Raw genomic sequence first — 13,674 nt, 5'->3', positions numbered from 1 at the left:
CCTGATGCCCGGCAAATAGAATCAAACCATCCTATCTAAAGCTGCAGCCTATGTTTAAATTAGCTTCTTCAATAAAGCCTTCCAGCAAATTGCCAACGCGGCTTCTCGCGCCCTTGGTCAGGTCAGGATACGTTTGCTTAATTTCATCAATACATTGAACCAAAGTCTTACCCGAGCAAGGTGCACCAGCAAGAAGCTCGGCAAAAGAGGCTAATGCCTTGACCTTCTCTTTTTTCCTGCTTTTATTCGGATAAGGCCAGCTGGAATCAACTTCTGATTGCAGTTGGCTTGCGACTTGATGGATAGCATTGTATCGCTGTTTAGTCAGTAAAGTATCCTCAGGCAAGCTAACATTAGAATAATCAGGCCAATTGATAGGATCGGGGGCTAGAGTGAGGTTTTTGCTGGTCGCCTGCGCTTTCATCTGCTCACTCTCTATATCAATTTCTTGTGGCAAACCATTCTTTTGCGCCCATTCGGAGACATACTTAAACAGGAGCTCGTGTGAATCAGGACTCGTGTTGTTCCTTAAAATAGTCTTGGCGTCGCTAATGAATTCTTCCAGCCATTTCTCTTTTAGCTTCCCTTTTAACTTTTCTTTTAATTGCTCGGCATAAAACTGAATTTCAATAATATTGGCAAAGTGAAGTCCTTTTTGGCGTAAGTAATCATTGATGGTTATACCTCCACAGTTAAGCTTGAAGCGGTCACGAAACATCCTCAACGACGCTCCCTTTTTGTTTATTGGCCTTTCAGAGGCTTGCTCATGCTCCTCGACAAATTGAGAGAGATGAGGAACTTTTAACAGCTCATTGGGTAACTTTGCCCAGTAAAATCCTGGACTATCAAGGGCTACTTTTGCCCTTTCTTTTATCGTTGGCAGGAGATTTTTCAGACGGTACTTGCCAGAGGTTTCCTTGGCGACACAGTCTTTGGCAATAGCAAGAGCCCCTGTATGGCAAGAATAATTATCACTCTGGTAACTATCTTCAACAGCGTAGGTGGTTATTCCGGTTTGCTTAAACATCGCTTCAGCAACTTTTCTATGTAAAGCTTTACCGCCTTGCGAATCAACAATTAATACAATTTCCTGGTTATCTTCTTTAAGGTAAATGTAAGGAAAAGAATGATAGCCAAACCCTTGATCGACAATTAAAGCATCTCGATAATTGCTATAATTCTTTGCATTTTCTCTTATCTTAGATAGCCTGGAGGTGATCCTTTCACATTCTGCTAGATAAGCCGGGCTGATTGCCGCCTGGTACTTATCCGCGTAATAGCTCTCAACCAGTAGCATCCCCTGAGGCTTGAGCTCCACTCGCTCACCTATTGTTTTTCCCAGGATTTCCTCATTTTGGCGAATATAATACTCTTTCGGGCAAAATTTATTCATCGTTATCCCATAAACTATTTTTTATCCAGCTTACCAATAAATAGTTAAGGGAAAGTTAAATATCAGGAAGATTATTTGCCAAGTAAAGAGCAACCCTGGATGTGCCTTCAGACAGGAATAATCCACTATTTGGCTTGGTTTCTTCCGGCTTATCATCGATTTAACCTCTTTGACAAGCCGGAAGAGCAGGACTTAAAAATAAGCCATGTACAGCAAATAAAGGCCAATTAACAGGTAAATTACCGCGGCTACAACAAGGTAGGCAGGATTTTTTAACCACCAGTTGCCTATTTTTGTAGTTAGTTTGGAAGACGTTAATCGTAAAATACCTGAAATCAGTACAAGCCATCCAATTAAAGTGATGATCACTGGCCATCCCATAACCCAGACATTATGGCTTAACACGAGTAACAAACCAATAATGAGCGTTACGATACCCATGAAAAACAGTAATGCCCTTTGTGCCAACACATCAGCAATCAAGGATTTTGTGGCCTCCTGGCGGGTAAGCATAAAAAGGCTGACTATCACAAAATACCAGCCAATGACTTTTGCTAAAAAAATTGTAAGTTCCATGATCTTCCCCTAAACAATTCCTCTACTAATAAGTATAGGCAAAAGTGATCTTACTTACAGGTCAATTAATAATTGAAAAACAAAATGTTAGCTTAAAGGAATTTTTACACTAAATTTACCTTTTACCAACTTTTTGTCTTTGTTAAAAATGTATACAATAATTTAACTATTAAAGATTAGAGGGTTTTACTAATACCTCAGCTGGAGAGTTAACATGACGAAAGAGAAAGAGGAGTCTAAAAAGAGAGCAGAAGAAGAGGCAAGACTTGCCAAAGAAAAAGAAGACTTTGAACTTCTTGAACAGAAAAAGGCTCAAAATGCCCTGTCTGCAAGTCTTGGTGAAAAGCCTTCTCTCAAAAAAGAAGAGGAAGAAATCACCTTCAAACCAGCACAGCCTGGCTCTAATTGGGAACGGATCTCTGATGCCTATGAACTGGAATTTGGCAAGAAACCGGAAGCAAACGGGCTGTTAAAATTTGAAAGCATGCAGGCAGCCGAAGATTTCTTTGACAAACAGGCGAAAAAAGGCCTTGAGTTTTTTGGTACGGTAATCGGCGCCGATGGTAAGCCCATTGATTCGCATATGTTCTCCTGCGGCAGTGGCAAGCTTTTTAATGGCAGTTTGCAACAAATCCATGATCAGGTTAAAAGTGCGCTGGAGAAAGATCCTCAAAATGCCAAGCTGCAAAATGGCCTTACATTAATTCAAAAGCGCATGCCACTTGCAGCCACCGATAAATATCGTCAAGGCCTACGTGATATAAAGCAAGAGAGTTCACCCTCTTTAGTGGGAGAGAAAAAGGAAGAAGAGGAAGCTAAAAGCCCATCGCCATTTTCCACAGACCCTGCAGACAAGCTTAGGAAACTGAAACCGGACTAAGCTAATTACTTCAAACTTGCAATTAATCCCGCAAATTCAAGCGGGATTAATTGCAAAAATAAACGGACGTGAGAGTGCGGTTTTTCCTTGAAAATGGTAGCCTGGATGGAGCGCCAGCGAAATCCAGGGGCATTATCAAGCTCCGATCCCGGATTTCGCTGGCGCTCCATCCACCCCGGCGTGAACCAGGGACTTAACCTGACAAACTGACCGCCAATTTTTCAGGCCTCATCTCTTTTATCTGATTATGCTCATCGACAAAGACTACTTTAGGCTGATGATGATGGCAAACGTCGCCTGCCAACTGAATAAAGGAGGCAATAATAACAATATCTCCAGGGGTAACCAGATGTGCAGCGGCGCCATTGACACAAACATCTGATGAGCCCTTCCGGCCGGCTATCGCATAAGTCTCAAAGCGTGTTCCTGCGGTGACATTCCATACATTCACTGCTTCATTGGCAAGAATATCGGCTGCGGTAAGCAGTTCTGGTGAAAGGGTAATACTTCCCTCATAACTTAAATCGGCATGGGTAACCTGGGCACGGTGAATTTTTGACTTCAGCATTTTTCTATAAAACATGACAACCCTTGGCTATTGCCGGTTAAAAAACAATTAAATGCAATTATAACCAGAAAGACAAGTCTATATAACAGGTGCACTATTATTTTTCACTAATTACCTGGTTTTTGACCAAAATCAACACCGCAATAATTCCATGGGGATTCTGATTTGTCAGAAGAAAGCGCTATAGTCGGTTTAGTGGTGGAATTAATTTCCGCCAATCTTTCAGTAACAACCTCGTTAACCAATCGTTGATTATCCTTGGTATCGTACAATACCTTTACCTCTTTCGACATCTGCTTGGCATTTTGAGACATTTGCTTCAGCTTGTGCTTATCCGCCACTTGCTGAGCAGTATTGATTGCTACAAAGACGGCAAAACTAAACGCTACAGCCAATGTCAGCCAGCCTACCACAGGCACAGCACTGAATCCCGCTAACAAGCCAACCCCTGACAACAAACCAAAGAAACCTGCCGTGCAACCGGCAATGGCGCCAAATGTACCCACAGCCCCCAGAAATGCAGCCTTTATCTGCTCGCCTTTAGGCACCTGCTTTGCTTTTTCAGAAGTTAACCTGGCTACAAGCTTGTTAACTTCTGAAAACCATTGGTTTTCTTCCTCTGAACTAGTTTTAGTCTGTATAAATTGCTTGATAATTTCTTGACTGAGGATCTCTTTAACCAGCAGATTATCTACCCGATCTTTTGCAACTTTAGCCATCATTTTTTGAACTATCTCATCGGGAGTAAACGTATCGGTCGATTTTCCTCGTTCCAACAAACAATCGCTATAGAGGATTTCCAGATAACTGTGAAGGAATGCGATTACCGTATCCTGTTTGCGTTCTAATTTTTGTTTTAATGCCTTTTCTTCCTTTAATGCGTTTTGATAAGAAAGGTAAACAATGGCCCCACTGACAGCACAAAATAATAGTCCTGCAATCCCTCCGCTGATTAAAGCAATAGTACTGCCGGCAGCAAGACCCAAGGTTGAAGAAAAAATGCCAAAAAAAGGCCAGGCAACCCCAGCGCCTGAGCCTATCCCATCAAATGAAGCTTTAGTAAATGACATATTCTTTCTACCCCAGGCAAAATTATCCTCTGAACATTTAAGTAATAGTCATTCCCGCGCCGGCGGGAATCCATTTCTCAAGTTGGTTTCCCTCATTTTGTAAAAAATAGATTCCCGCCTGCCGGGGAATGACAAAAGTACAGTCAAACTATTCCCGTCTCAGTTTCTACTCCACTCAAACGGTATGGGCTTGCCCTGCTTTTACCCATGAATAATTTTTCATTATAATGACTCCAGGTGAGGATTAAAATCATTAAATATTACCTAATTGTAAAAAATTGTTACTTATGTTGAGCCATAATCCTCAATCTACGACCAAATTTCAACCACTCATCCTGCTTGCATTTATCCGCAAAAAACGTTCTATAATTAGATAAAATCAGCAAGATAAGCTAAAAAATGAAAAAAATATGCCTTATCCTATTAACCTTTTGCTGTTTTTACACTTTTGCCAATACAAAAATCAGAATTGGTGTCCCTTTATTCGCCCCACCATTTGTATCGGCTGATAAAACCTATATGGCAGAGGGATTTGACATTGATTTAATGAATGCGATTTGCATCCGTTTACAATGGCAGTGTGAATACCTCCCCATGAAATATACCAGCCTGTTCTCTGCTCTTGAGGAAAAGAAAATTGATTTTGCCATTGGCGGCATCGTCATTCCGGATAAACAGCAAGCCTTTCTCTTTAGCCTGCCTTATCTTGTTTGTCAGGGCTCGTTTATTTTGCCGAAAAAAAATCCTGCCGCTAAAGTCATTGACCTGCAAGGAAAACGAGTCGGTGCCTTAATTGGCAGAGGATATATTGATTATCTTTCGCAGAATTTTATCGGGCAGTTCACCGTCGTTCCTTACCCCATACAGGCAGATTTAGTGGCTGACCTCCATGATGGCAAAATAGATGCCGCTTTCATTAACTACTTCTCTGCCTTATACGTAGAACATGAATATCCTGAGCAGGTGAAGCTGCTGAAAGAGCATTTTGAGGTGGGGGACGGACTGGGTATTGTAAGCTTGCCGGGAAATAAGGCACTAATGGATCAAGTTAATCATGTCTTGCTTCAATTTCAATCGGATGGCACTTATGTTGGCCTGTATAATTACCATTTTGCATTTTTCACCCGCCAACAGCAGGGTAAAAACTAGTACCGTTTTCATTTAGTTTTGACAGGTTGTCTTGTGCAAATTGTTCTGTTTCTTGTCATCCCCGCGAAGGCGGGGATCCATGCAGGATATAGCACGGAGCGCCTTAAAAATGGACTCCCGCCTGCGCAGGAATGACAGTGTAAGACAGATTCAATGAAACGTTGTACTAGGCTCTGTGAACATTCAATTTCCACCGCTTGTGCAGCCAATGCCATTGCTCCGGATGAGCCAGGATGATTTTTTCCAGAGCCTGGTTGTATGCCAGGGTATTGCGATAAATAGACTCTTGGGTATTACCGTAATCTTGCCAGTAGATTGGCTCATGAAATTCAAGGACATGCCGCCCGTCAGGCAAACGATATCCGGCCGCAGGCACCACCGGAACGCCGGTATGGCGCGAAAAACTGGCAAGGCTGCGGTATGTTCCCGCTTTCTTACCAAAAAACTCAACCGCAACGCCATCGCGATTCACCAACGAAGCATGCTGGTCTAATACAAAAACCACCGCATGATTCTGATCGAGAGCATTACATACTTGCTCCAGGGAGTTCTTCTTAGGGATAACATTGAGTCCGGCCTGATAATAACGGCGAAATAAAAGACGCTCAATGATTTTATTCCCTAAGGTGCGGCGAATAAAATGAAACTGTCCCTGAAATTCTTTAAAGTTTAGAATACCGCCAATTGGAGCAAATTCCCAATTACCAAAATGGCCAGTTAAAACCAATACCCCTCGCTGTTGGGCGGCAATTTCCAATAGGCGCTCATGCCCGCGGATTTCCACTCGCTGGCGAAGCTTTCCCTCAGCCATAAAGCGCAATTGGATAATTTCTTTAATCGAGGTGGCCAAATGAGAATAAAAAGCCTGGGCAAGGCGTTTCTGTTGCCCTGAATTTAATTGCTCGCCGAAAACCTGGCTGATATTGGCTTTAATGACGCGACGGCGGTAAGGAACAAAACGATAAAGGAACCGTCCAGCAAGAGAAATGCGCAAATTGTCTATCTGGGTATGTAGCTTATTCACTGGCTTTAATCACCAAACAGGCATTCATGCTGGCAAATCCGCGGTTAATCATTAGTGCCGTAGTTGCCTGTTCTAAATGACGGTGCTGGGCACTGAGATTTAATGGCTCACAGGCTGGCGCTGCACTATCAAAATTAGTGATGGCAGGAGCGCACTTCTCTTTCAACGCATAAGCAGTCAACACCGCATCTAAAATGCCCGAGGCGCAAAGTGTATGCCCCATGGCCCATTTAAAAGCTGTCACAGGAACGCTTTTTGAACCGAAAACCTGACTGATTGCCTGTGCTTCACTATCATCGGATTTACTGTTCCCATTGCCATGAGCCACCAGCAAATCAATCTCCGAAGGATTAATTTGCTGAGCCTCTAATGTGCGCTGAATCAATGCAGCCAAGTGTTCTCCTTCAGCTTCTATTGAAAACAATCCGGCTGCTTCCGTAGCGCAAAGGCCGCCAGCAATTTCACCATAGCAGGTTGCCGAACGTTCCTTGGCACTGGCTTCAGATTCTAAAATCAAAGCAGCCGCTCCCTCGGCGAGGAGAGTACCGTCATGGGCCTTATCGAATGGCTTAAGGTGCTGTGAACTTAAAACACCTAATTTCTCATAGTAAAAAAGAGCCTGGGGCTCAATCACATCATAAGCCACGACAACAGCACGCTGCACCTGCCCCTGTTTGATTGCCTGATACGCTTCTATTATGGCTTGTGTTCCACTGACAGCATGATTGGTAATATTGTGATTTGGCCCTTTAAACCCGTAAGTAATTCCGGTATAAGCCAAAACATTATTAGGCAGGATGCGAAGCAGCCACATCGGGTGGACCTCAGTAAACAACTGGCTGGCAAACTGCTGCATATCGGCGGTCTTGGCGAGCAACGGCAGGAAATCATCCTGTTGAAAATATTTATTACCCGGCGAACCTACATAAACAGCCGTTTCGTCATTAAAGGGATCCGCTGAATCGAGTGTGTCCCTGTAGTTGAGGAGTTGGCTGTGATTGACAGCCTGCATGGCCGCATTAATCCCCATTGCATCCTGCCGGGAAATCACTTTCATTAATTTTCGATCAGGCAGCATTTTAGCCGGCTGAAAATTCTTAAGCTCCCCCCCCAACCGATGGCTCCAGGAGGATAAATCCCATTGTTTGATGGCTTCAATGCCGCTACGTCCCGACATGACAGCTTCCCAGGTACTGTCAGCACTATTGCCACAGGCACTCAGGGCGCTTAGACCTGTGATAAAAACACGGTTGCTCATTTGACAACTCCTTCAAACTCAGGATGTTTGAACAGCAAACAACTATTCGATCCGCCAAAACCAAACGAATTTGACAGCACCACGCCTAATGCTTTCTCTCGTGGACCATCCACCACATAATCCAAATCACAATCGGGATCTGGTGTTGTCAAATTAGCGGTTTTGGGGATTTGTGCCTGTTGAATTGCAAGAACGGATAACACTGCTTCCAGGGCGCCAGCAGCAGCAATCAAGTGGCCAGTCTGGCTTTTAGTAGAGCTTACAGGCAATTGCCCGACTTGCTCTTTAAATACCGCCTTAATCGCATTGGTCTCACTCAAGTCATTCATTTTAGTCGATGTGCCATGGGCATTAACGTAATCTACTTCGGCAGCACTTACGCCAGCATCCTTTAATGCGCGTTCAATGGCCTGAATCGCACCATCTCCATTAGGATGCGAATCGGTAATACGGTAGGAACTTAAGGAGTTACCTTCACCGGCAAGCTCGGCATAAATTTTTGCCCCCCGCGCCTTTGCCTTGTCCCACTCCTCAAGAATTAAAAATGCCGCCCCTTCCCCCAATACAAAACCATTGCGGGTACCATCGAAGGGTCTGCTTGCCGTTGCTGGTGTTTCATTATAGGTTGATAAGGCACCCAGCAAGCAAAAACTGGATAATCCCAGAGGGCTAATCATTGAATCAAAACCGCCCGCCAGCATAAAGTCCGCCTCGCCGCGGCGAATAACCTGCATTGCCAAACCCAAAGCCTGCCCTCCGGAGGCGCAGGCCGTATGGACAGAAGAAGCATAGCCTTCAATGCCAAATTGCTGAATCAGCAATGACAAGCCAGAATTGGAAGTCGTCTTGCCAAAATCAACCAAACGATAAAAATCCTGTGCGTTTTGCTGTAACTTTTCCCAATCAATGCAACCATCTGTGGCACAGGTTTGTTGAAAGCGCTGGAGATAATCAAATTCAGCGGTCATCATGCCACTGCCAGTCACAACGCCCCAACGGTTTGCTGTCTGCTTGCCAGGCTTAATCCCCGCATCCTCAAAGGCCTGATAGGCCGCATCCAGGGCATACGCTGTAAATGGCATCAGGAAGCGGTTATGCTTCCCTTTAACCGCAGGATTCAGGGTAAAATTGTGTACTTCGGCAGCGATATGGGTAGGGAAACCGCTGGCATCAAAATGGCTTATTTCAGCGATTCCCGATTGTCCGGCTATCAGGTTATGCCAGGTTGATTGGGCATCATTACCCAATGGCGATACCACGCCCAACCCCGTAATCGCCACCCGTCTATTTTTCATATTAACCACCTTTCGCAGTCATTACCACGTCTAATACACAGACCCGCTTACCATCCACTTCACTGCGATAACTTAATACCAGCTGCTGTGTATTTTGCTCTTTTAGTTTGACCTTGGATATTACTGTATCACCAGGATAGATAAATTCATTCATTTTAATCTTGCGTAACTCACTCAGTTGATACTCGGTATCAAAAGAGGCGCGTGCTATAAATTCACGGGCTAAATTAAGCTTGCACTCAAGCAGCACCGTCATCGGCAAAACGGGCTTTCTAGGGAAATGGTCGGGAAAATAAGGGGCTGCGCGTGAAATCCGTTTCTCGGCAGTCAAGCCAATTCCCGGTTCACTGGTCAGGATTCGATCAAAGGAAAGAAGCGGGCATCTGCCAGTAAGCGGCTCCGGCTGTGAAATTAAGCTAACCGCTGAATTAACCCCATATTGGCAAGGCCACTCTCCAGGCCGATTGACTTCAGCATACTGCCTTTCCACCGTTTGCTGATCAATGAAATCAGCCATAGGCAATAATGGACCCAATGCACCCTCGACAGTAAATATAACTTCTGCACCGACTCGAGCCACACTATGGTATTGCACAGCAGCCTCATCAAGCTGGTCAATGAATGATTCAAGCTCCAATGTCTCCCCTGCATAAGCAGGGCGATGGAGCCTGGCACTGGCAACCACCCCGGCCACAGGGCGCGAACGGAACTGGTTAAATGCCATTACATTCCAGGCTGCCAGCTGCCCCAGCGTTTCACCTATCAGGGAAGGGATAAAACACAACTTACCTTCCTCATCAGGACAAAGGTAATAATCATCCAGAGTAATATGCTTTATCCCCCGGATATACTCCCCGGGAGAAGACTGCAAAATTCTATCAACAAATAAAAACCGCATCAGGCCAGCGTTTCACAAGCTTTCTGTTCGTTAACTGCCGCAATGATCAGCTTACAGAACGTTTCGACGGTGAACAGCATAGGGATTTCATTGACTTTCATATTAGCCTTGAAATTTTCTGCCGGCACTTCGCTTAAATAATTTTTAAGCGCCTGCATCCCCTTGGCCGTGATTACCCCGCCTTTTTCAAACTCATCTTCCGCCAGGTCGCCGCGGGCATTTTTTTCTAATTGGCCGCGAGGAATTTTAATGCTGAATTCTTTCTCAAGCTGGAAAACCAAATCAAGAAAATCAATTGACTCAGCACCCAAGTCAGCGATTAAACGACTGTTTAAAGCAATTTCTTCTTCATCAATAACCAAGACATCAGCGATAATCTCCCTGACCTTAGGGTATACGCTATCTATATTCATGTTTTTTCCTTAGAGCTCACCGGGTTTCTCAAAATCGGGGAGTATATCACAAATTTTCGACATACAGCTACAGAAACCAGGAGAGGAGCAAAACAACCTTTTCATGCAATTTAAATCAGACTTAACAGAAACTATCTTCACAGGGATTAACAGGATAAACTACCCTCACGTTGTCAGAGATTAAATCCTCAGAATTTTACACCCTGAGTATTAAGGAAATGATGTATAAAATTGTAAAAATAACTTTCCTGCTTTTTTGCTACTTATCTTTTCAACTGCAAGCCGCCACCTTGCCAAATACCAGTCCGGCCCTGCCAGTCAATGAAAATCAGCTGTTTCGTGACATGGTCGTTGATTATGTCCGTACGATAGCCAATCATGTGATCATGCATTCTTCGCTGCCTGAATCCCGACTCGACTCGCGTTGGAACCGTTATGCCCATGCAGACTGGAGTGTCCAGATAGCCATTTATTATCAGGGCAATAAATTGGCACAGGGCAGTGCTCATAATACTCGTCTGAGCAAAAGCATCGCATTGGCCACCGAAGCTGCTTTGAACCAGACCGCTTTACCCGGTATCAGTGCCCATGAATTGGAACAATTTCGTTTTAAAGTAACTTTTGATTATTACCCCAACCAATATTATGCCTTTATTGAATACCGTGGCAAGGGGCTTGAATTATCAGGGAACCGGGTCGCCATCCGCCGCCTGGATGTTCCCTTGCTTCAACAGCAAATTAGCGACAGCCAGCACTATCTCTTAAGCGCCATGCACCCTTCCATTCATGGCTTTTCCAAATCTTATGATGCAGGGAAAGACAAGCGGGAAGGGAAATTGCGCACCATCTATAGCGCATCCAGTTTATATACCTTGCTGAAACTTTATCAACTGAACCATGATCCGGATGTTAAAAAACAGCTTAAGCCTATTGCTGACTTTCTCTTATCAATGCAAGTAAAGACCGGAGCCAATGCCGGTGCCTTTTATTATGCCTATGATCCCAATAGCGAGCAAAAAACCTGTCAACTTGTAGTCGGTACCAGTTCAAAAACCATTTTTACTCTCCTTGAACTCTATCGTTTTTATCATAGTGAAACCTATTTAAATGCAGCCAAAAAAGCAGGTGACTGGCTGCTTGGGATGATAAAACCAAATGGTGAGGTTACCGCCATAGCCACATGCCGCGATGACGTTTGGGAATATGATCAGAAGCAGTCTTTCCTTTATTCAGGGCAGGTTCTTTCAGCATTGTCACGCCTTTATGCGCTTACCCAGGATCAACGCTACCATCATGGCGCTACCCTTATTGCCAAGCGCTTTGAAGAGGAAATCAGCAAGCAGGGATTGCTGGTCGGCGATGATTACCGCCCTAAAAACACCATCTCAACGAGTTGGGTTCTCCGCTCCCTGATAGATTACGCCAAAATCAACAAAGAAAAGCGTTATCTTGACCTTATCCGCCAGGTTGCGGCAAAAATATTATCCTTGCAGATAACCAATGAATCCGATGTCTACACTTACGGCCGCTATCGGGACACCCGCAAAGCCAGCGGAAACGGCTGGCTCAATGAAGTCATGAGTGACCTTTATGAGTTTTGCCAAAACAGCCGTCTGGGCAATTGCCAGCAATATTATAAGCCAATATTGTTATCTTCCCGCTGGCTGATACAAAACAGCTATTCACAGGCTAATAGTTATGACGTTAAAAACCCATCCCAGGCCATCGGCGGCTTTATTTCTTTCTTCGCCAATAAAACAGTACGTACCGACGCCGTCTGTCATGGACTCAACAGCCTGATTAACCTGTTAACCATTGTTGGCAATAACAATACAATTTTATTGACCGTTCCTGAAAGGCCCTTTGCCGAGATCCTGCCCTCATTAAGTGCAGGCAAAGGGTTTTTGTAGGGGGGTTAAACGCTCAGCATCTCATTGCGGGTTTCGCCTTGCATCGCTGCCAGCAATTGGCTGGCATTAGCATTGACTATAGGAATTGCACGTTGGGTTGTAGAGATAAACCCCCTGTCTTCACAAGTTCTCATAAATGAAAACAAGCCATCAAAATAACCGGCTATGTTTAAAAACCCTATCGGTTTGGTGAATAAGCCAATTCTTATTGCATTCCAGGTATCAAAGGCCTCTTCCATGGTTCCCAGTCCGCCAGGCATCACCAGAAACATCGCCGATTTCTGCTGCATCAGTTGTTTCCTTTCTTGCATCGAAGCAACGATATGCAATTCATCCAGCGTCGTCAGAGGCTTTTCCTTATCAATTAACTGGCTGGTAATAATGCCGATGACTCTCCCGCCATGCTCCTTTACCGTATTGGCCAATGTCCCCATTAATCCTAAACTGGAACCCCCATATACCAAGGGAAGCCCACGCTTTGCAATTTCCTGGCCGGTTAATTTCACCGCCGCGGTAAAAATGGGGTCATTGCCCTGATTGGCACCAAGATAAACACAAATGGAAGACATTACAAAACCTCTGAGCCAGGGGTTGTTATCAGCGGATCATACCATGTCCTTCACCATATGGCTCAGTTTTTCCCTTAATTCATCATGCCCTTCCATAAGGGGGCTCACCCGGTAGCGTTCTCCATTTCTCAGGTAAACGTAAAACCCCTTTTTTCCATTGGAGCTGATTATCAACCGCATCATCAGTTCAGCTATCTTGTTAGTAAATTTAATATCTTCTATCTTTAACAGTTCACTCGATGAAGTCTTGCGCTTGCGCAAAAAATACAACTGGATATATATCGTGTTTCCACTAAACGAAAAAAAGCGGGCAGTTTGCAAGGAATAATAAATCCTGACAGCAATGAATAAGATACACAGGCAGGCAGCAACAACAAAAAACCACTCCCTCTGATGCTCTTCGCTGAATGGAGAGGAGGCAGCCCACAGCGGCTGAAGGAAATAACATGCTATCAAAAGATAACTCAACCCGGCCACAATACCAGTCCCGACCCCAAGAGGCCCATGCAACAGGTCTTTATAACGTTGCTGATGCTTTACTCCAACAGACATACCACTCTTCTCCTTATTTTATTAATCACCATACCAAATCCCCAAGTTAGCGAGGCTCATTGCCTTTAGCCAGGGACTTTCACTGCCCCGAATTACCGTAGCTTGACCACGGCATCCAT

At 44.4% G+C, this 13,674-nt stretch carries 14 protein-coding genes; 3 read left to right on the top strand and 11 right to left on the bottom strand.

The features are described from left to right. Positions 1–31: 31 nt before the first annotated feature. Together E1O65_RS07255 and E1O65_RS07250 are read right to left on the bottom strand one after the other, a co-directional pair. Positions 32–1,393, bottom strand: coding sequence for a hypothetical protein (locus E1O65_RS07255; RefSeq protein ID WP_133132935.1), 1,362 nt, complete (start codon positions 1,391–1,393; stop codon positions 32–34). A gap of 192 nt (positions 1,394–1,585) precedes the next feature. Next, the gene (locus E1O65_RS07250; protein ID WP_133132934.1) at positions 1,586–1,969 is read right to left on the bottom strand and encodes a hypothetical protein; all 384 of its coding nucleotides are present in this window, start codon (positions 1,967–1,969) and stop codon (positions 1,586–1,588) included. A 214-nt stretch (positions 1,970–2,183) separates the two neighbouring features. On the opposite strand from E1O65_RS07250, the gene E1O65_RS07245 reads away from it, so the two are divergent. Further along, entirely contained in the window at positions 2,184–2,849 is a 666-nt protein-coding gene (locus E1O65_RS07245; RefSeq protein ID WP_133132933.1) for a hypothetical protein, read from the top strand. 193 nt (positions 2,850–3,042) lie between these two features. Here the strand turns inward: E1O65_RS07245 and panD are convergent, their stop codons facing one another. Both panD and E1O65_RS07235 read right to left on the bottom strand, forming a co-directional pair. Continuing rightward, positions 3,043–3,432 carry an aspartate 1-decarboxylase gene (gene panD, locus E1O65_RS07240; protein ID WP_133132932.1) on the bottom strand — a complete coding sequence of 130 codons (390 nt, stop codon included), beginning with the start codon at positions 3,430–3,432 and terminating at the stop codon, positions 3,043–3,045. Positions 3,433–3,524: 92 nt separating this feature from the next. Further along, positions 3,525–4,487: a hypothetical protein gene (locus E1O65_RS07235; protein ID WP_133132931.1), complete on the bottom strand. Its 963-nt coding sequence runs from the start codon at positions 4,485–4,487 to the stop codon at positions 3,525–3,527. A 399-nt stretch (positions 4,488–4,886) separates the two neighbouring features. Between E1O65_RS07235 and E1O65_RS07230 the strand changes: the two genes are divergently transcribed. After that, positions 4,887–5,636 (top strand): transporter substrate-binding domain-containing protein, encoded by a 750-nt coding sequence (locus tag E1O65_RS07230; protein WP_133132930.1) that lies wholly within the window; start codon positions 4,887–4,889, stop codon positions 5,634–5,636. A gap of 166 nt (positions 5,637–5,802) precedes the next feature. On the opposite strand, the gene E1O65_RS07225 is transcribed toward E1O65_RS07230, so the two are convergent. From E1O65_RS07225 to E1O65_RS07205, 5 genes are read right to left on the bottom strand one after another with little or no spacing between them, the layout of a single operon-like run. Further along, positions 5,803–6,660 carry a lysophospholipid acyltransferase family protein gene (locus E1O65_RS07225; protein WP_133132929.1) on the bottom strand — a complete coding sequence of 286 codons (858 nt, stop codon included), beginning with the start codon at positions 6,658–6,660 and terminating at the stop codon, positions 5,803–5,805. Beyond that, complete coding sequence (locus E1O65_RS07220; protein ID WP_133132928.1) at positions 6,653–7,918, bottom strand: beta-ketoacyl synthase N-terminal-like domain-containing protein; 1,266 nt, start codon at positions 7,916–7,918, stop codon at positions 6,653–6,655. Before E1O65_RS07220 ends, E1O65_RS07225 begins: the two co-directional genes overlap by 8 nt. Continuing rightward, complete coding sequence (locus E1O65_RS07215; protein ID WP_133132927.1) at positions 7,915–9,213, bottom strand: beta-ketoacyl-[acyl-carrier-protein] synthase family protein; 1,299 nt, start codon at positions 9,211–9,213, stop codon at positions 7,915–7,917. Before E1O65_RS07215 ends, E1O65_RS07220 begins: the two co-directional genes overlap by 4 nt. 1 nt (position 9,214) lies before the next feature. After that, positions 9,215–10,111: a hydroxymyristoyl-ACP dehydratase gene (locus E1O65_RS07210; RefSeq protein WP_133132926.1), complete on the bottom strand. Its 897-nt coding sequence runs from the start codon at positions 10,109–10,111 to the stop codon at positions 9,215–9,217. Then, positions 10,111–10,524: an acyl carrier protein gene (locus E1O65_RS07205; protein WP_133132925.1), complete on the bottom strand. Its 414-nt coding sequence runs from the start codon at positions 10,522–10,524 to the stop codon at positions 10,111–10,113. The genes E1O65_RS07210 and E1O65_RS07205 overlap by 1 nt, the downstream gene beginning before the upstream one ends. Before the next feature lie 218 nt (positions 10,525–10,742). Between E1O65_RS07205 and E1O65_RS12665 the strand changes: the two genes are divergently transcribed. Further along, on the top strand, positions 10,743–12,434 hold the full coding sequence (locus E1O65_RS12665; RefSeq protein WP_242601557.1) for a glycoside hydrolase family 76 protein: 1,692 nt from the start codon (positions 10,743–10,745) through the stop codon (positions 12,432–12,434). 5 nt (positions 12,435–12,439) lie between these two features. Here E1O65_RS12665 and E1O65_RS07195 read toward each other — a convergent pair whose 3' ends face one another. Beyond that, positions 12,440–13,003 carry a TIGR00730 family Rossman fold protein gene (locus E1O65_RS07195; protein WP_133132924.1) on the bottom strand — a complete coding sequence of 188 codons (564 nt, stop codon included), beginning with the start codon at positions 13,001–13,003 and terminating at the stop codon, positions 12,440–12,442. Between the two features lie 36 nt (positions 13,004–13,039). Next, positions 13,040–13,555, bottom strand: a complete 516-nt coding sequence (locus tag E1O65_RS07190; protein ID WP_133132923.1) for a hypothetical protein — start codon at positions 13,553–13,555, stop codon at positions 13,040–13,042. Between the last annotated feature and the right edge of the window lie 119 nt (positions 13,556–13,674).

It is taken from the genome of Legionella sp. W10-070 (assembly GCF_900640175.1).
Taxonomy (GTDB): Bacteria; Pseudomonadota; Gammaproteobacteria; order Legionellales; family Legionellaceae; genus Tatlockia.
This window is presented reverse-complemented; position numbering and strand designations above follow the sequence as displayed.